This is a genomic window from Couchioplanes azureus, from assembly GCF_014648355.1.
Lineage (GTDB): Bacteria > Actinomycetota > Actinomycetes > Mycobacteriales > Micromonosporaceae > Actinoplanes > Actinoplanes azureus.
On the sequence record NZ_BMQY01000004.1, the window covers coordinates 1 to 18,023 of the forward strand.

At 73.5% G+C, this 18,023-nt stretch carries 13 protein-coding genes; 5 read left to right on the forward strand and 8 right to left on the reverse strand.

All coding sequences use genetic code 11. The features are described 5' to 3' along the window. Window positions 1-112: 112 nt before the first annotated feature. Together IEY99_RS15085 and IEY99_RS15090 are read right to left on the reverse strand one after the other, a co-directional pair. Complete coding sequence (locus tag IEY99_RS15085; RefSeq protein WP_189203653.1) at window positions 113-1,390, reverse strand: PA0049 family protein; 1,278 nt, start codon at window positions 1,388-1,390, stop codon at window positions 113-115. Window positions 1,391-1,431: 41 nt separating this feature from the next. Continuing rightward, complete coding sequence (locus IEY99_RS15090; RefSeq protein WP_189203655.1) at window positions 1,432-2,178, reverse strand: alpha/beta fold hydrolase; 747 nt, start codon at window positions 2,176-2,178, stop codon at window positions 1,432-1,434. Window positions 2,179-2,313: 135 nt separating this feature from the next. On the opposite strand from IEY99_RS15090, the gene IEY99_RS34905 reads away from it, so the two are divergent. Next, on the forward strand, window positions 2,314-3,369 hold the full coding sequence (locus IEY99_RS34905) for a diguanylate cyclase domain-containing protein (RefSeq protein WP_189203657.1): 1,056 nt from the start codon (window positions 2,314-2,316) through the stop codon (window positions 3,367-3,369). A gap of 76 nt (window positions 3,370-3,445) precedes the next feature. Here the strand turns inward: IEY99_RS34905 and IEY99_RS15100 are convergent, their stop codons facing one another. From IEY99_RS15100 to IEY99_RS15120, 5 genes are all read right to left on the reverse strand, one after another. Further along, the gene (locus tag IEY99_RS15100; protein ID WP_189203659.1) at window positions 3,446-5,824 is read right to left on the reverse strand and encodes an ATP-binding cassette domain-containing protein; all 2,379 of its coding nucleotides are present in this window, start codon (window positions 5,822-5,824) and stop codon (window positions 3,446-3,448) included. A 54-nt stretch (window positions 5,825-5,878) separates the two neighbouring features. Further along, window positions 5,879-7,372: a sulfatase family protein gene (locus IEY99_RS15105; RefSeq protein ID WP_189203661.1), complete on the reverse strand. Its 1,494-nt coding sequence runs from the start codon at window positions 7,370-7,372 to the stop codon at window positions 5,879-5,881. 10 nt (window positions 7,373-7,382) lie between these two features. Then, entirely contained in the window at window positions 7,383-8,474 is a 1,092-nt protein-coding gene (locus IEY99_RS15110; protein ID WP_229798714.1) for a sensor histidine kinase, read from the reverse strand. A 27-nt stretch (window positions 8,475-8,501) separates the two neighbouring features. Further along, the gene (locus IEY99_RS15115) at window positions 8,502-10,277 is read right to left on the reverse strand and encodes a carbohydrate-binding module family 20 domain-containing protein (protein WP_189203663.1); all 1,776 of its coding nucleotides are present in this window, start codon (window positions 10,275-10,277) and stop codon (window positions 8,502-8,504) included. Between the two features lie 91 nt (window positions 10,278-10,368). Further along, window positions 10,369-11,421: a LacI family DNA-binding transcriptional regulator gene (locus IEY99_RS15120; RefSeq protein ID WP_189203664.1), complete on the reverse strand. Its 1,053-nt coding sequence runs from the start codon at window positions 11,419-11,421 to the stop codon at window positions 10,369-10,371. A 276-nt stretch (window positions 11,422-11,697) separates the two neighbouring features. On the opposite strand from IEY99_RS15120, the gene IEY99_RS15125 reads away from it, so the two are divergent. The 3 genes from IEY99_RS15125 (at window position 11,698) to IEY99_RS15135 (ending at window position 13,497) form a co-directional block, all read left to right on the forward strand. Continuing rightward, window positions 11,698-12,219, forward strand: a complete 522-nt coding sequence (locus IEY99_RS15125) for a hypothetical protein (RefSeq protein ID WP_189203665.1) — start codon at window positions 11,698-11,700, stop codon at window positions 12,217-12,219. Window positions 12,220-12,300: 81 nt separating this feature from the next. After that, window positions 12,301-12,798 (forward strand): DinB family protein, encoded by a 498-nt coding sequence (locus IEY99_RS15130; RefSeq protein WP_189203666.1) that lies wholly within the window; start codon window positions 12,301-12,303, stop codon window positions 12,796-12,798. A gap of 48 nt (window positions 12,799-12,846) precedes the next feature. Then, complete coding sequence (locus tag IEY99_RS15135; protein ID WP_189203667.1) at window positions 12,847-13,497, forward strand: hypothetical protein; 651 nt, start codon at window positions 12,847-12,849, stop codon at window positions 13,495-13,497. Window positions 13,498-13,601: 104 nt separating this feature from the next. Here the strand turns inward: IEY99_RS15135 and IEY99_RS15140 are convergent, their stop codons facing one another. Next, on the reverse strand, window positions 13,602-15,131 hold the full coding sequence (locus IEY99_RS15140; protein WP_189203668.1) for a 3-hydroxyacyl-CoA dehydrogenase NAD-binding domain-containing protein: 1,530 nt from the start codon (window positions 15,129-15,131) through the stop codon (window positions 13,602-13,604). Between the two features lie 199 nt (window positions 15,132-15,330). On the opposite strand from IEY99_RS15140, the gene rph reads away from it, so the two are divergent. Next, on the forward strand, window positions 15,331-17,943 hold the full coding sequence (gene rph / locus IEY99_RS15145) for a rifamycin-inactivating phosphotransferase (RefSeq protein WP_189203669.1): 2,613 nt from the start codon (window positions 15,331-15,333) through the stop codon (window positions 17,941-17,943). Window positions 17,944-18,023: the final 80 nt, after the last annotated feature.

Here is an 18,023-nt window from a genome sequence, read left to right on the forward strand (position 1 = left end):
GAGATGATGACGTACACGACGCAGCTGTTCGAGAAGCTCCCGACGCTGCTGATGTCCTGATCCCGGACGCAGGAGAGCCGCCCCGCACACCGCGGGGCGGCTTTTTCGTGCCCTACGCCGCCGCGCCGGCCGCCCGCACCAGGGCCACCGTCTGGTCGACGGTCGCGGCGCGGTCCGCGGCGAACGCGTCGTCGACGACCACGACCGGGTCCGCCGGGTAGACCAGGGCGGAGATGTGCAGGTGGCCGCCGGGCACGCCGGTCGCGCCCAGCTCCCGCCGCAGCCGGTTGGCGCGGTACATGCTCTCGTTCGACAGGTAGTTGCCGCCGCCGCCGGCCTGCGCCTCGGCGCCCGGCGAGGGACCGTCGCCGTGGCAGCGCACCGGGCCGGAGGGGCGGGTGCCCGCCGCCCACTCGCAGAGGCGCGGGTTCAAGGTGGTCGGCCACGGGCCCGTCCCCGCACCGGTCATCGCCTGGTGGGGCAGCGTCGTCTCGATGAACTCCGGGGTGGGCGACGGCTGCGGCCACCGCGGCGCCGGCGGGATGAGCTCCGCCTCTCCCTCGTTGTTGTTGTCCGGATAGCCGCCCCGCCATGCGCCGGCCCACTGCTCGACGACCATCGCCCCGCGGCCGCCCTGGCTGATGGTCATGATCAGATCGGCGGGCTCCCGGGCGCCGGCCGCCAGGTGCGGCCCGAACGCGTCCTCCACGATGCCGGCGTCGAAGCCGCTCCAGGTCACGGGCAGCACCACGGCGCGCACCCGGACGGTCGCGTCGCCGTCGCGGTAGGTCAGCCCGTCGAGCTGCAGCGCCGAGGCCCCCGACGGGTTGGAGCGACGGATCTCCCCGTTCAGCTGGTACGGGTCGAAGCCGCTGACCAGCACGCGCCGCACCCCGCCGCCGAAGCTCGTGTGCGCCACGCCGCGCGCCGCGTACTCGTAGGTCCGCAGCAGCGCGGTGCGGTCCGCGTCGCCGAGCGGGAACCGCGGCCGCCACTGGCGGATGTCGCGGGTGCCCATCAGGCGCGACCAGTAGAGCGGGCGGTCGTCGTACCGGTCGATCGTGCCCATCGTGACCCGGCCCTGCGCGCGGGCCACGGCGGTCTGCCACAGCCGCGTGCCGTGCTGCTCCAGCAGCCGGCGGGCCGACTCCGGGGAGGCCGCCCGGCACAGGTCGCGCTGCAGCGCCGCCACGTACGGCCCGAAGCCGCCCACCTCGACCAGGTGGTACGGCACCCGGGTCCCGCCGGGCAGCGCGGGCGTCTCGATGCGGCCCTCCTCGTAGGTGACGGCGGCTCCGCGGTCGTAACAGGCCGGGGGAGCGGCGGCCGAGGCGGCCTGGGGCGCGCTCAGCAACGTGGCGCAGACGGCGAGCACCGGCAACAGGCGCAACGGGATCCTGCCTTCCGAACGATAGACATCGACGCCCGTGACTATATATGGTTCCCGAGGAAGTCCAGCAGCAGATCGTTGACCGTCCCGGGGCGCTCCAGGCTGGGCAGGTGCCCCGCCCAGTCCAGCTCGACGTGCCGCGAGCCGGGCAGCCGGGCGGCCAGCCGCGCGGCGACCTCGCGGAAGTCGGCCAGGTCGTGGCCGCCCGAGACGACCAGAGTCGGCGCGGTGACGGCGGAGACGTCCACCGGCGTGCGGACCGGCGCCACCTCCGCGGTCGCCGCGAGCTGCACCTCGAAGGCGTGCCGCTGCATCAGCCGGACCCGCTCGCGGGTGGCGTCGCCGGCGTCCGGGCCCAGCCACGTCGCCACGTTCAGCTCCGTGGCGCCCGCCACGTCGCCCGCCTCGAGCAGCTCGTCCTCGCGGGCGCCGAAGGCCCGCAGCTGCGCGCTCGGCTCGTGGTCCGCGACGGCGGTGCACAGCAGGGCCAGCGCGCGGACCCGGTCCGGCCAGCGGGCGGCCAGCTCGAGGCAGACGCGGCCGCCGCCCGACGCGCCGACCAGGGCCGCCGGCCCGTCGTCCAGCAGCTCCAGGACGTCGAGGGCGTTGTCGTACGGCCGGTCGGGGGCCGGGGTCTCACCGTATCCGCGCAGGTCGCACCGCACCGCGCGGTATCCGGCCGCGGCGAGCGCGCTCACCTGCGGGTCCCACATGCGGCGGTCTGCGACCGTGGAGTGTACGAACAGGACGGTCGGTCCGGTTCCGGACACGTCGTGAGAGATCATCATGGCATCGATCCTGCTACACCGGGGGCGGAGTGCGGCATCGACGTCCCCGGGCCCCGGACGTGCGGGTGCCGGGGCCCACGGGCCGGCCGCGGATGGACTACCGTCAGTCGATCAGACGCCGCGGAGGGAGGCGTGATGACCGCTGCCGACGCCCAGTTGCAGGCGCTGCGGACCCTGCACGCGGTCACCAAGCGGGTGCACGCCAGCCTGGATCTCACCCGTACGCTCGAGGCCGTGGCCTGCGGCGTCGTCGAGGCCGCCGGGTTCGGGCTGGCCGCGGTGAACCTGGCCGAGCCGAACGGCGACTACACCACCGTCGCCGTGGCCGGCAGCGACGACCTGCGCCGCGACCTGCTCGGGGCCCGCGGCTCGGCGGAGAACTGGCAGGAGCTGTTCCGGCGCTCCGAGCGCTGGGGCGCGCTGTACTTCGTGGACCACCGCACCGGCGTGCCGGAGACCCTCTCCAGCTGGACCCCGCCGATCGAGGAGACCGACGACCCGGACGGGTGGCATCCGAAGGACTGCCTGTTCGCGCCGCTGATGGCGCCCTCGGGGGAGTGGGTGGGTGTGCTCAGCGTCGACCTGCCCGAGGGCCTGCGCAAGCCGGGGCCCGAGCAGCAGGAGATCCTGGCCCTGTTCGCCGAGCACGCCGCGATCGCGATCCAGCACGCCCGGCTGCACTCGGCGCTGGAGCGCAGCCGGGCCGAGGCCCAGCACGCCGCCACCCACGACAGCCTGACCGGCCTGGCCAACCGCAGCCTGCTGAAGACCCGCGCGGACGCGATCGGCCGGCGGCCCGGCACCCAGGTCGCCGTGCTCGTCGTCGACCTGGACGGCTTCAAGCGGGTCAACGACGCCGACGGGCACGAGGCCGGCGACGAGGTGCTCCGGGTGGTCGCCGGCCGGCTGCGGCGGCAGTTGCGCGGCGACCAGGTGATCGCGCGTACCGGCGGGGACGAGTTCGTGGCGGTCCTCACCGGCACCGACCTGGCCGCCACCATCGCCGGGACGGCCGAGCGCCTGCGGGCGGCGATCGCCGAGCCCATCGCCGCGGGCACCGGGATGCACCGCGTCGGCGCCAGCGTCGGGTGGGCGCTCGGCGCGGCCGGCGACGACGTCCAGACCCTGGTCGCCCGCGCCGACGCGGCCATGTACCGGCACAAGCGGCGCTCGGGCGCCGCGGTGCCCTGAGCCCCCGGGCGGCCCCGGCCGGGGCGGTCCGGACGGCCCGGGCGGCCGCGTCGCCCGCGAGCCCGGCCGGGGACGGTCAGGCGCCCACGTAGTCCGCGAGGTGCTCGCCGGTGAGCGTGGAGCGCGCCGCGACGAGGTCGGCGGGCGTGCCCTCGAAGACGATCCGGCCGCCGTCGTGGCCGGCGCCCGGGCCGAGGTCGATGATCCAGTCGGCGTGGGCCATCACCGCCTGGTGATGCTCGATGACGATCACCGACTTGCCGGAGTCGACGAGCCGGTCCAGCAGGCCGAGCAACTGCGCGACGTCGGCGAGGTGCAGGCCGGTGGTCGGCTCGTCGAGGACGTAGACGTTGCCCTTGCCCGCCATCTGGGTGGCCAGCTTGATCCGCTGCCGCTCGCCGCCGGACAGGGTCGTGAGCGGCTGGCCGAGGCTGAGGTAGCCGAGGCCCACGTCGGCGAGGCGGCCGAGGATGGCGTGCGCGGCCGGGGTGCGTGCCTCGCCCGCGCCGAAGAACTCCTCGGCCTCGGTCACCGACATCGCGAGAACCTCGCTGATGTCGCGGCCGCCGAGGTGGTGCTCCAGCACCGACGCCTGGAACCGCTTGCCGGCGCAGTCCTCGCAGGTGGTCGCGACACCCGCCATCATGCCCAGGTCGGTGTAGATGACGCCGGCGCCGTTGCAGGTCGGGCAGGCGCCCTCCGAGTTGGCGCTGAACAGGGCCGGCTTCACGCCGTTGGCCTTCGCGAACGCCTTGCGGATCGGGTCGAGCAGGCCGGTGTACGTGGCCGGGTTGCTGCGCCGGGAGCCCCTGATCGCGGACTGGTCGACCGACACCACCCCGTCGCGGCCCGAGACCGAGCCGTGGATCAGGGAGCTCTTGCCGGACCCGGCCACGCCCGTGACCACGACCAGCACGCCCAGCGGTATGTCCACATCCACCTTGCGCAGGTTGTGGGTATCGGCCCCGCGGACCGGCAGCTTGCCCGACGGCGTGCGTACCGACGGCTTCAGGGACGCGCGGTCGTCCAGGTGCCGCCCGGTCAGCGTGCCGGCCTTGCGCAGCCCGTCGACGGTGCCCTCGAAGACCACCTCGCCGCCCGCGGTGCCGGCGCCCGGGCCGAGGTCGACGACGTGGTCGGCGATCGCGATCGCCTCCGGCTTGTGCTCGACGACCAGGACGGTGTTGCCCTTGTCCCGCAGCTGCAGCAGCAGGTCGTTCATCCGCTGGATGTCGTGCGGGTGCAGGCCGATCGTGGGCTCGTCGAAGACGTACGTGACGTCGGTGAGCGACGATCCGAGGTGGCGGATCATCTTGGTGCGCTGGGCCTCGCCGCCGGACAGGGTACCGGACGGCCGGTCGAGCGAGAGGTAGCCCAGGCCGATCTCCGCGAACGAGTCGAGGAGATGCTGCAGGCCGGTGAGCAGCGGGGCCACCGACGGCTCGCGGAGCTCGCGGACCCACTCGGCCAGGTCGCTGATCTGCATCGCGCACAGGTCGGCGATGTTCCTGCCCCTGATCTTCGACGACCGCGCCGCCTCGCCGAGCCGGGTGCCGGCGCAGTCGGGGCAGGTCGTGAACGTCACCGCCCGCTCCACGAAGGCGCGCACGTGCGGCTGCATCGCCTCGACGTCCTTGGACAGGAAGGACTTCTGGATCGCCGGGATTAGCCCCGAGTAGGTGAGGTTGATCCCGTCGACCTTGATCTTGGTGGGCTCCCGGTACAGCAGGTCGTGGCGTTCCTTCTTGGTGTACTTGCCGAGCGGCTTGTCCGGGTCGAAGTAGCCGCAGCCCCGGAAGATGCGTCCGTACCAGCCGTCCATGCTGTAGCCGGGGATGGTCAGCGCACCCTCGTTGAGCGACTTGGTGTCGTCGTACAGGGCGGTCACGTCGATGTCGTTGATCGCGCCCATGCCCTCGCAGCGCGGGCACATGCCGCCGAGCCGGGTGAAGGTGACCTTCTCGGCCTTCGTGCCCTCGCCGCGCTCGACGGTGATCGCGCCGCTGGCCTTCACCGAGGGGATGTTGAACGAGTACGCGTTCGGCGAGCCGATGTGCGGGTCTCCGAGCCGGCTGAACAGGATGCGCAGCATCGCGTTGGCGTCGGTCGCGGTGCCGACGGTGGAGCGCGGATTGGCGCCCATCCGCTCCTGGTCGACGATGATCGCCGTGGTCAGCCCCTCCAGCAGGTCGACCTCCGGCCGGGCCAGCGTCGGCATGAACCCCTGCAGGAAGGCGCTGTAGGTCTCGTTGATCAGGCGCTGCGACTCCGCGGCGACGGTGCCGAACACCAGCGAGCTCTTGCCCGAGCCGGAGACGCCGGTGAAGACCGTCAGCCGGCGCTTCGGGATCTCGACGCTGACGTCCTTGAGGTTGTTCTCCCGCGCGCCCTGCACGCGGATCAGGTCGTGGCTGTCGGCGGCGTGCGGCGCGGGCCGCCTCGGGTTCCGGTCCATGGCGGCCAGGTTACGTGGGGCCTCGCGGCCCTGCTTCTCGATTCCTGATCGCGTTCACCCCCGGAGCCGGTCCGCCGTCCGGCACCCCGCGCCGCGGCAGGTGGTCAGCTTCTTCAGCGCGTCGTGCAGGTCTGCGCGCCGGGACTCGGCCAGCCGGGGGTAGAGGTTGCGCAGCTGGTGCGGGTCCGTGCGGCGGTTGTAGAACTCCCGCGCGCCGTCGACGTACTCCACGTAGGTGAAGGTGGCGGTGCGCAGGGCCGCGTACGAGGGCGGGTTGCCGCTGCCGGGCCGCGGCCGGTCCGGGTCGGTGGGGTCGGCGTCCGGGCCGTGGTGCTCGACGAGCGCGGCCGTACGCCAGGCGGGTGTGCCGCCCGACAGCAGCGGGCGCAGGTCGCGGCCGTGGACGTCGGCGGGCAGGTCGGCCCCGGCGAGGCCGGCGAAGGTGGGCCGCAGGTCGACGTTCTGCACCGGTGCGGCGACGCGGCGCCCCGCGGCGATCCCGGGACCGGCGACGACCAGCGGCACCCGGACGTCGGTGTCGAAGGCCGTCTGCTTGCCCGGCAGGAGCCGGTACTCGCCGGTGTGGAAACCGTTGTCGGAGGTGAACACCACGACGGTGTCCCGGGCCACGCCGGAGCGTTCGAGGGTGTCCTGCAGGGAGGCGAGCAGCCGGTCGATCGAGCGTACGGACTGCGCCCGCCGGCGGAAGACGTCGTCGATCTCCGCCTGCTGCGCGGCGGTGAGCGGCGCCCGGTCCGCCAGCCACGCCGGGGGGTCCGCGGGCAGCGCGTCGAAGGCCGGCCCGCGCGGCGCCCGCAGCCCGGCGAAGGCCCCGGCGTCGCGCGGTGCCGGGGTGTAGGGCGAGTGCGGCGCGAACGTCGACACCTCGACCAGGAACGGGGTACGGGCCGCCGCCGCGTCCTCGATGAACGCGGACGCCTTGGCACCGAGCACGTCGGTCAGGTAGTCGCCGGGCGCGCTGCCGTACCGGCGGAGCTTGCCGTTCTCGTTGAGCACGTAGTCGAACTGCGCGTAGGCGTTGCCCGCGGCGTACCAGTCGGTCCAGCCGGGCGGCACGTACGCCCGGGCGCCGCCGAGGGTGTTGCCCGGCTCGTACCGGTTGAGGTACTTGCCCAGGAAGGCCGTGCGGTACCCGGCCCTGCGCAGATCGGTGGCGAATGTGGACCGTTCGTGGCCGCGCCGGTGGAAGAGTACGAAGCCGCCGTCGATGCCGCCGTTGGTGTAGACCCCGGTCCCGTGCGGGAACTTCCCGGTGAGCAGGGACGCCCGCGACGGGCAGCACAGCGAGTTCGAGACCGTGTACTCGGTGAACGTCGTGCCCCGGCGTTGCAGGTCGCGCAGGTGGGGCATGAACTGGACCAGGTTCGTCGACAGGTCGTCGGTCAGCACCAGGACGATGTTGGGCCGGTTCCCGGCCGGCGGTGCGGGGCTGACCGAGGCGGCCGGCCCGGGCGCGGCGTGCGACGTGCAGGAGGTCAGCAGACTGGCGGCGGCGAGCAATCCGGCCACGCGGCGTCGAAAACCCATACTACCGACATTACGGCCGTTTGTGGCTTTCTTCCGGGAGGCGAACCTCGACCCGCAGGCCGCCCTGCTCGCCGGGCACGGCGGCGATCATGCCCTGGTGCGCGTGCACGATCGAGCGCGCGATGGCCAGCCCGAGCCCCGCGCCGCCGCTGTGGTCGATGCGGTCGGAGCCCAGGCGCTTGAACGGCTCGAAGAGTCCGGCCACCGCGTCGGCCGGCACCGGCGGCCCGGTGTTGACCACCGTCAGGGCGGGTGCCGCGCCGACCCGGACGTGGACGGTGCCGCCCGGGCGGTTGTACTTGATCGCATTCTGGACCAGGTTGGTGACCAGGCGCTCCAGGAGCACCTCCTCGCCGGGGACGGTACGGACGGCCAGGTCGGTGGCGATGGTGACGCCGGCCGTCGCCGCCTGCTCCGCGTGGGCCTCCACCACCCCGGCGGCGATCTTGTGCAGCTGCTGCGGAGTGCTGCCGGCCAGACCCTGCTCGACCTCGGTCAGCACGAGCAGGCCCTCGATGAGCCGTTCGTTGCGCTCGTTGGTCTCCAGCAGCTGCGCGGTCACCAGGGCGAGCTGGTCGGCGTTGCTCACGTGCGCCATGCCGACCTCGATCAGCGTCCGCTGCACCGCCAGCGGGGTCCGCAGCTCGTGCGAGGCGTTGGCCGCGAAGCGCCGCTGGCCCTCGTAGCCGGCGGCGATCCGGTCCATCATCGCGTTCAGCTCCGCGGAGAGGGCGACCAGCTCGTCGCGGCGCCGGCCGCCGGTGTCGATGCGGAACCCGAGGTTCTGCGGCCCGACCTGGGCGATGACCGGCACCAGGTCGCGCACGGGCCGCAGGCACCAGGCGGTCAGGGCCCGCCCGACGAGCAGCAGCAGGACCGCCAGCACCGCGTAGATGGCCAGGTCGGTCTTCCAGCTGACGACCTGGATCCGTCCGCAGGGCCGGATCTGGTCCGGCAGCGAGGTCAGCTCGCAGCCCCAGCCCTGGTCGACCCAGAACAGCAGGTCGTAACGGTACAGCAGCATGAAGTAGCAGCCGGTGACGAGAACCGTCCAGATGATCATGAGCCGCAGGCGCAGGCTGCGGCGCAGGACGGAACTCATCAGCCGATCATGTCCGACGGTGGCAACTCACCGCCAGGTGTCCTGCCAGGTCGCGCCGCAGGGCCCGGCGGCCGCGGTGGTCCGGACGCGGTTGGCGCCGCTCTCCCGGACGACCGTGGAGCCCTCCTTCTCGAGGTACTTGTACTGCACCGTCGTGGCGCCCGGCAGGGTCACGGTCGCGCGCCACACCGGGTACGCCGCGGCCGAGAGCGGGACGGCCGCCGCCGGGTTCCAGCCGCCGATCCCGGCCGTGTCGCCGGTGACGAAGACGTTCTGTCCCCAGGTCGTGGTCACCGTCACCGCGAACGTGACCGGCGCGCTCGCGCAGGCGGGCACCGGGGTGGCGGGGCCGACGCGGGCGCCGGCGTGCAGCGCGAGCGCCGCGCCGGCCGGCACGGTGGCGGTCACCCGCCCCGAGGCGTCCACCGTGTACGCCGGACCGGTGCACGTGCCGGCCGAGAAGTCGCCGGCCATCACGTCGCAGTAGCCGCCGGCCGGCAACGACGTCTGGAAGGTCCGGGTCAGCGCCGCGCCGGAGCGGTTGAAGGCGACGTACGCCGCGCCGCCGCGCCCGAAGGCGATCTGGTCCGTCCCGTTGCTCCACCAGTGGGTCACCGGGGCGCCCGCGGCCGTGGTCCGCAGCGCCACCATGTTCGCGGTGGTCCGCCACCGGTGCTCGCACTGCCAGCCGTCGCCGCAGCTCACCGCGGTGGTGGTGCCGTCGCCCGCGGTGGGCGGGCCGGCCTCCGGGTCGCCGAAGGTGAAGCTCGACATGACCTGCGGGACACCGTACGGCCAGGCGATCATGAAGGCCTCGGCGAGCGCGTACGGGGCCCCGTCGCGGTAGGTCAGCGAGGCGCGGCCGGTGCGCTGGGTGTCGTGGTTGTCCACGAACGCCACCGCGTCACCGGAACCCACCCGCATCCGGGTGGCGAGGTCACGCAGGCCGGACAGCTTGCCGTCGCGGAACGCGCCGCCCACCACGTCGCCGTAGCGGAACTCCGTGACCGCGCCGATGCCGGTGTACTCCTCCGGGCCCGGCTCGCCGGCGCCGCCCTCGATGACCTCGGAGTAGACGTACGGGTCGCCGCGGACCGCGTCGACGACGGCGGCGAGGTCGGCCGCGCTCAGATGCTTGGCGGCGTCGACCCGGAAGCCGTCCACGCCCAGCGACACCAGGTCGTCCAGGTAGGCGACGAGCTTGCCGCGCACGTACGGCGACTCGGTGCGCAGGTCGGAGAGGTCGACCAGCTCGCAGTTCTGGATCTCCCAGCGGTCGCCCCAGTCGGCGATGTCGTCGGTGCCGTTGCGGCCGCAGTGGTGGAAGTCGCCGTCGCCGTAGGGCACCGCCGGATACGCGTACTGCGAGTACGCCGAGCCGCCGCTACCGGGGCCGGTGGAGGCGCCACCGGCCATGTGGTTGACCACCGCGTCGGCGTAGACCTTCACCCCGGCGGCGTGGCAGGCGCGCACCATGGCCGCGAACGCCTCCCGGTCGCCGCGGCGCGAGGTGAGCCGGTAGCTGACCGGCTGGTAGTCCTGCCACCACGGATAGCCCTTGCCCGGCAGGACGACGTGCTCCTGCGGCGGCGACACCTGGACCCCGCCGTAGCCCTTCGGGCCCAGCACCCGGGTGCACTCGCCGGCCACCGACGCCCACGGCCAGGCGAAGAGATGCACGATGACGTCCCGGGCGCCGGACGGCTCCATGGACGCCTCCGCCCGCTCGCGGCCGGAGCAGGCCGCCGCGAGCGCCGCGGCGAGCAGGACGGTCACCGCGGCGAGGACCGGACGGATCCGCATGGGTGCCTCCAGGACGCGGGAGCCGATGAAACTCCTTGCGCAACTGGAGGAAAATTATCAGCCTGTTTCCACAAGGTAAAGCGACGGTGCTCTATGCAGCCGGGAACGTCACGCTCTCCGGCCCGCGCCCGCTCTTGTTCATGGCGGTCGATCCACGCACCACCAGCTCGGGCGGGAAGACGTACTCCGAGCGCGGCGCGCCGTGCCCGTTGATCTCGTCCACGAGCTGGCGGATGGCCGCGTTGCCCATCGCCGCCACCGGCTGGCGCACGGTGGTCAGCGGCGGATCCGTGAAGGCGATCAGCGGCGAGTCGTCGTAGCCCACCACCGAGACGTCGAGCGGCACGCTGAGCCCGCGCCGGCGGGCCGCCCTGATGGCGCCCAGCGCCATCAGGTCCGAGCCGCAGACGACGCCGGTGACCCCGCGATCGAGCAGCTGCCCGGCGGCCACCTCGCCGCCCTCGACGCCGAAGAGGGAGAGCGCGATCAGGTCCTCGAGCTCCCGGTCCGTCACGTCGAGCTCGCGGCGCATCGCCGTACGGTAGCCGTCGAGCTTGCGTTGCACGTTGAGGAAGCGGTCCGGGCCGGAGATGAAGCCGATCCGCCGGTGGCCGAGGGCGACCAGATGGTTGACCGCCATCTCGCCGGCGAGCCGGTCGTCGCACGAGATGAACGGGGCGTCCAGGCCCTCGGCGTAGCCGTTGATCAGCACGATCGGCAGCGGCCGGCCCACCAGGCGCCGGTAGCGCTCGTGGTCGGCGGTGGTGTCGGCGTGCAGGCCGGAGACGAAGACGATGCCGGAAACCTGGCGGTCGAGCAGCATCTCGACGTATTCGTCCTCGGTGACTCCGCCCGGGGTCTGCGTGCACAGCACCGGCGTGAACCCGGACTGCGCCAGCGCCGACTCGATCGTCTGTGCGAACGCCGGGAAGATCGGGTTCTCCAGCTCGGGCACGATGAGGCCGACGAGCCCGGCGCTGCGCTTGCGCAGCCTTTCGGGGCGCTCGTAGCCGAGCACGTCGAGAGCGGTCAGTACGGCCTGCCGGGTGTCGGCGGACACGCCGGGCCGGTCGTTGAGCACCCGCGACACCGTCGCCTCGCTGACCTCGGCCTGGCGCGCGATGTCGGAGAGTCGTGCGCGCATGGGCGTCACTGTAGACCCTGGAATCTCTTGCAAGAATTGCGCAACGAGATCCGCGCCGCCGGACCGCCGCCGGGCGGGACGCCGTGCCGGGCCCGGCCCTATCATCCGCCGCATCGATGATCACCGAACGTCTCGGTCCGGACCGGAGGAACCGCGATGAGCACGCACCCACCGCACCCTGCTGCGGCATCCGCACCCGGGTCGCCGGCGCCTCCGCCGCCCGCGCCATCGCAGGATCCGGCCGCCGCGCGCGGACGCGCGCTCCGGCGGATCGGCATGGTGGCCGGGCCGGTCCTGGTGACCGCTCTGTTCGGCTGGGCCGTGGCGGAACCGGCTTTCCGCAAGGACGCGGCATCGTCCAGCGGGACCGGCTGCCGCCACCGGCCGGAGACCGTGGCGCAGATCCGGAAGGAACCGGTGCTCAACGAGCACCCGGGCGCGGGCAGCCTCGGCATGGACGTCGACTCGGTGTCGTGCGACACCTCGCCACCCGGCAGCTCCCTCGGCGCGGTGTCGCACGGCGCGGTGAGCCGGCGGCTGACGACCACCATGACGCAGGCCGGCGTCCGGGCCTACTACGCCGGCCTCGCCGAGCGCTCGGGCTGGCGACCCGACCCCACCACCGTGGGCCTGTACTCGGCGACCAAGCCCGCCGGCGGCGGCTGCCCGTGGTGGTTCGTGGTGACCTCCGAGCGGGAGGGCTACGGCATCCAAGTCTCCTACCAGCCGCTCGGCGTCCCCGCCGACGACTGCGCATGGGCGGACGGCACGCCGATCCTCCTGCCGGACGCCAACTGAGCATCGGGCCCACCGAGGACCGCGCGGCCTGCCGGTGGTCGCGAGTTGTTCTTCGACTGGGCCCTCTGGGATGCTGCGGGCGTGCCCTCCCTTCCCAGGACGCCGGCCGAGGACGTCATCGCCCGGCCGGTCCGCGAACAGTTCGAGGCGTTCCTCGACGACCACCGCGACGCGCTCCACCGATGCCTGGACGGGCTGAGCGAGGAACAGGTGCGCCGATCGCTGGTCCGCTCCCGGACCACCCTGCTCGGGTTGGTGAAGCACGCCGTCTTCGTCGAGAAGGTCTGGTTCGACGAAGCGATCACCTGCCGCTCGCGCGCCGAGATCGGCATCCCGGCCACGCCGGACGAGTCGTTCGTCCTGCACCCCGACGACACCATCGCCTCGGTCCAGCGAGCGCACCGCGAGGCATGCGAGGCGTCCCGCCGCGCGACCTCGGCCCTGGGGCTGGACGACCTCGTCCACGGCAACCGGCGCGGCCCGCTCCCGCTGCGGTGGGTGTACCTCCACGTGCTGCGCGAGCTCGCGCAGCACTGCGGACACGCCGACATCCTTCGCGAGCAGCTCCTCGACCCGTAGCGGCCGTGCCGCGCGTGGCGCCTGCCGTCATCAGGGATCATCGGGGGCGTGCTGTGGCGTGACGTCTTCGTTCCTTCCCACGTGGTCGCCGGCGACGGGTTCACCGCCGAGGTCGGCGGCGTGGCGGAGCTGCCCTTGGCGCTTTTCTGCCGGTACCGCGCCGGTGTGGGCGCGGAGCATCGCCGTACCGCGGTGACCTCCACCCCGGGCAGCCGGTCCGACCCCGGCCACCGGCGGATCTACGACCTTGTCGGCAGCGTGGTCCCGGCGGAGAGCCGCATCTGGCCGGACGGCTGGATGCTCGATGTCGGCGGGCTCGGTATGTACGTCAGCGAGGCGGACGCGAGTCCCTCACCCCGCATGCCGGGACGGCCCGGCGACCGGGAGGCCGGCTCGGATCCGGCCCTGCCCGTTCCGCGGCCCGGAACCTGGCTACGAGTACGCGGCCAGCTCGGCATCGCCGAGCCGTACGAGACCGACGGCTTCGCACCCGAGGCCGAGCTGCGGGATCGCGCCGTGCGGGCCTGGACCGTCCGCCGGATCACCCGGCTGGACGGTGCGGTGGGCGGGCCCGGGCCGGCGTACCGTGGGCAGGGTCACGACGTGCCGGTGATGCGGCGCGCCGATCTTCGCCACGGCGGCCGCGGGAGCACCGTCGGCTATCTCCTCGACCTGGCGCTCCCGCAGCCCGGTGAATAATCCACCCGAGGTGCCGCCCCGATCGTCGCCGCGCTCACGCAGCCGGCGCCGGCCCCACCGACGCGGCCCGGCAGGCGGTGGGTGCGGCGTGACCCGGCGCGGTGCTACCGGGCCGGCACGCTCCAGTGCAGCGTCAGCTCCTCGCACCGGTTGCCGCCGTCCGCGGGCGGCGCCCACGCGCCGAAGGTGTAGGAACAGCCGTCACCCGAGGACTCGATGTAGCAGATCATGTTCAGCGGCCACTGTGTCTGCTGGATCATGTACGCGTCCATCGCCGTCGGGTGCTGGCTGATGTGCAGGCCGCGCTCGCCGGGAGGGCCGATCCGGTGCCAGTCCGGGTGCAGGTGGACGGAGCCCAGCACCTCCAGCCCGTCCGCCTCGGCTTCCCGGTGGACCCGCAGCTGGTCCACCGCATGGCACCAGAAGCCCCGGCGCCGGTTGCCGTAGGCCTCGCCGAAGCACGGGACGATGGTGGACTCGTACTCGCCGGCCGCCGCCTGGTCGGTGCCGCGGACGTTGCGGGCCAGGACCGCGCGCTCCACCACCATGCGGTCCGGCTCGATCCGGCCGACCAGCAACGCGAAGCAGCCCGGGGGCTCCTCCGGCGTGCACGCCCGGTACGCGGCCAGCGCCGCGTCGAGGAACGGCCGCAGCACCGCGGGGTCCACCACGACCGCCTGCGACCTTCCCGCGGCCGGCGCCGGGGCGCGGTCCTGCGCCGCCTGCGCGATCAGCTGGCGGGCGAGCGCCTCCTCCACGGCGCAGACCCGCTCGTCGGTCCACGGGTAGAAGCCGGCGCCGGTCTTCACGCCCAGCCGGCCCTGCCGGACCCGCTCCTCGATCGGCGCCGGCACCGGCCGCCCCAGGCTGCGCAGTGTCGCGGCGACGGTGTCCAGCCCGGCGAAGTCGAGCCGGTCGAACACGCCGGTGACACCGAAGCGCCGGCCGACGCCGAGGGTGAGGACCCGGTCGACGGTCTCCGGCGGGACCAGCCCCTCGCCGACGATGCGCAGCGCCTCGTCGATCAGCGCGGTCTGCAGCCGGGGGCCGACGGTGCCCGCGGCGTGCCGGTCGAACGTCACCGGCCGCTTGCCCGCGCCGGCGAGCAGGAGGGTCGCCACCTCCACGGCGGCCTCCCCGGTCCGCTCGCCGCGGACCACGTCGACCAGGGGGACCAGCGGCGCCGGCAGGTAGAACCGGGTGCCGAGGATCCGCTCGACGTGCTTGCAATCCTGTGCCAGCACGTCGACCGGTATCGCCGTCGAGGCGCTCGCCACGATCACGTCCGGGGCGGCGATCTCGTCGAGAGCGGCGTGCACCTGCCGCTTGACGGCGAGGTCCTCGGGCACCGCCTCCACGACGTAGTCGGCGACGGCCAGTTCCGCCAGGTCCGTGGTGGTGCGGATCCGGCCCAGCACCGTGGACATCCGTCCGGCATCGGGCGATCCGGCCCGGACCAGCTGGCGGGCGAGCCCGCTCAGCCGGCTGCGGGTGGCGGCACAGCCCTGCGGGCTGCGTTGCACGACGACGACATCGTGTCCGGCGAGGGCGTAGGTCAGGGCGATACCGCTGCCCATGCCGCCTCCGCCGACGACTCCCACGGTCCGTACCGGATAGCGGTACGCGAGCTGCATGACGTCCCTTTCTGGTCCGCGTGCCCGCCCTGCCGCCGGCGCGCTTGTGGCGCCGCCGCCGGCAAGGGCGAGGATGCTCGATCAACATCGCCACCACGGTAGAGAGCCGAAGCATCTAGACCGGTGACTAAAAAGGACGGCCGGGAGAGCGCGCCTCTAACGTGGAGCGCACAGCAAGCACGAGGACATGGGTGTCGCGATGAGCGAGCAGTACGTGATGTCTCTTGCCGAGATCGACGAGACGCAGGTGGCGGTCGTCGGAGGCAAGGCCGCGCACCTGGGCGCGCTGTCGCGGATCGAGGGCGTCCGCGTGCCGCCGGGGTTCTGCGTGACGACGGCCGCCTTCCGGCGGATCGTGGCGGAGACGCCGTCGATCGGCGCTCGGCTCGACCAGCTGTCGCGCGTCGACCCGCAGGACCGCGAGGCCATCCGTACGCTCGGCGCGGAGCTCCGCCGCGCCGTCGAAGGGGTCGCCGTCCCGGACGAGCCGGCGGGGGCGATCACCGGAGCGCTCGCCCCGCTGGGCGAGCAGGCCGCCTGCGCCGTGCGATCCAGCGCGACGGCGGAGGACCTGCCGACGGCGTCCTTCGCGGGCCAGCAGGACTCGTACCTGAACGTCGTCGGGCCGGCGGCGATCCTCCGGCACGTCAGCCGGTGCTGGGCGTCGCTGTTCACCGAGCGGGCCGTGACCTACCGCCTGCGCAACGGCTTCGACCACCGGAAGGTCCACATGGCCGTGGTCGTGCAGCAGATGGTCCTCCCGGATGCGGCCGGCGTGCTGTTCACGGCCGACCCGGTCACGGGCAACCGGAAGGTCGCCGCCGTCGACGCGAGCTTCGGCCTCGGCGAGGCCCTGGTCGGCGGCCTGGTGAACCCGGACGTCTTCCGGGTGCGCGACGGCGAGGTCGTCGCCAGGGCGGTCGCCGTCAAGCAGCGGGCCGTGCACCCCCTGCCGGCGGGCGGGACGCGGGAGGTGGCGGTCGACCCGCAGCGGCAGGAGCGGCCGGCGCTCACGGACGCGCAGGTCGTGCGGCTCGTGCGGCTAGGACGGCGGATCGAGGCGCATTTCGGGCGTCCGCAGGACATCGAGTGGTGCCTCGCCGGGGACGACTTCCACATCGTGCAGAGCCGTCCGATCACCACGCTGTTCCCGGTTCCCGCGGCCGGCGACCGGGAGAACCACGTCTACCTCTCCGTCGGCCATCAGCAGATGATGACCGACCCCATGAGGCCACTGGGCCTGTCCGTGTGGCAGCTGACGGCCATGGCGCCGATGCTCGAGGCCGGCGGGAGGCTGTTCGTCGACGCCACCCGGCTGCTGGCCGCGCCGGCGAGCCGCGCCGGTTTCCTGGAGCTGGTGGGCCGGTCCGATCCGCTGACCAGGGACGCGCTGGAGACGCTCCTCGACCGCGACGACTTCGTCCTGGCGCTCCCGGACGGCGGACCCGGCGGCCGCGGCGGTCCCGCCGGGCCACCGGCCGGCGGGACCGCCCCGGTCGAGACCGACCCGGCCGTCGTCACCGAGCTGATCGCCCGCAGCGAGGCGTCCCTCGCGGCCCTGCGGCGCGACATCGCGACGGTGACCGGACCGGCGCTCTTCGACTTCCTGCGGGAGGCCTTCCAGGAGCACAAGCGGGTCCTCGGCGACCCCCTGAGCATGCAGGCGGTCATGGCGGGGATGGAGGCCACCTGGTGGCTCGACGACCGGCTGGGGGAATGGCTGGGGGAGAAGAACGCGGCCGGCACCCTCACGCTGTCCGCCCCCGGCAACGTCACGTCGGAGATGGGACTGGCGCTGCTCGACGTTGCGGACGTGATCCGCCCGCATCCCGAGGTGGTGGCCTTCCTCCAGGGCGCCGGCGACGAAGGATTCCTGGACGAGCTGCCGAAGCTCGCGGGCGGGACCGAGGCGCGCGACGCCATCGAGGCCTACCTCGACCGGTACGGCATGCGCTGCGTCGGCGAGATCGACATCACGAGGCCGCGGTGGCGCGAGCGCCCGGCCACCCTCGTACCCGTGCTCCTCGACCACGTCCGGAACTTCGCGCCGGGCGCCGCCGGACGGCGCTTCGAGCACGGACGGCAGCAGGCCCGGGCCATGGCCCGGGAGGTGCTCGAACGCCTGCGGGCACTGCCGGACGGGGAGCGCAAGGCCGGCGAGACCGAGCGGATGATCGACCGGGTACGCACCTTCATCGGCTACCGCGAGTACCCGAAGTACGACATCGTCAGCCGCTACTTCGTCTACAAGCAGGCCCTGCTGCAGGAGGCCGGGCGCCTCGTGGAGGCGGGTGTGCTCGCCGAGCGGGAGGACGTCTTCTACCTCACCTTCCCGGAGCTCCACGACGTGGTGCGCTCGAACCGGGTGGACGCCGAGCTCGTCCGGCGGCGCAGGGAGGCGTTCCGGTCGTACCACGCGCTCACGCCGCCGCGGGTGCTCACCTCGGACGGCGAGGTCGTCGCCGGGGCGTACCGGCGCGACGACGTGCCGGCCGGCGCCCTCGCCGGCCTACCGGTCTCGGCCGGCACCGTCGAAGGACGCGCCCGCGTCGTCCTGGACCTGGCCCGGGCGGATCTCGAACCGGGCGACATCCTGGTCACGGCCCACACGGACCCGAGCTGGACGCCCCTCTTCGTCGCCGTCGCCGGCCTGGTGACCGAGGTGGGCGGCCTGATGACCCACGGCGCGGTGATCGCCCGGGAGTACGGCCTGCCGGCCGTGGTCAGCGTGCTGGACGCCACCCGGCTGATCCCCGACGGGCAGCGCATCCGCGTGCACGGAACCGGCGGCTACGTCGAAATTCTGCCCTGACCCGGCACCGGCCGGAAAGTCGCACCCGCGGCGGCGGCGCTCCCGTGAGCCACCGCCAGGCCGCCTCGCTGGGGCGGGGT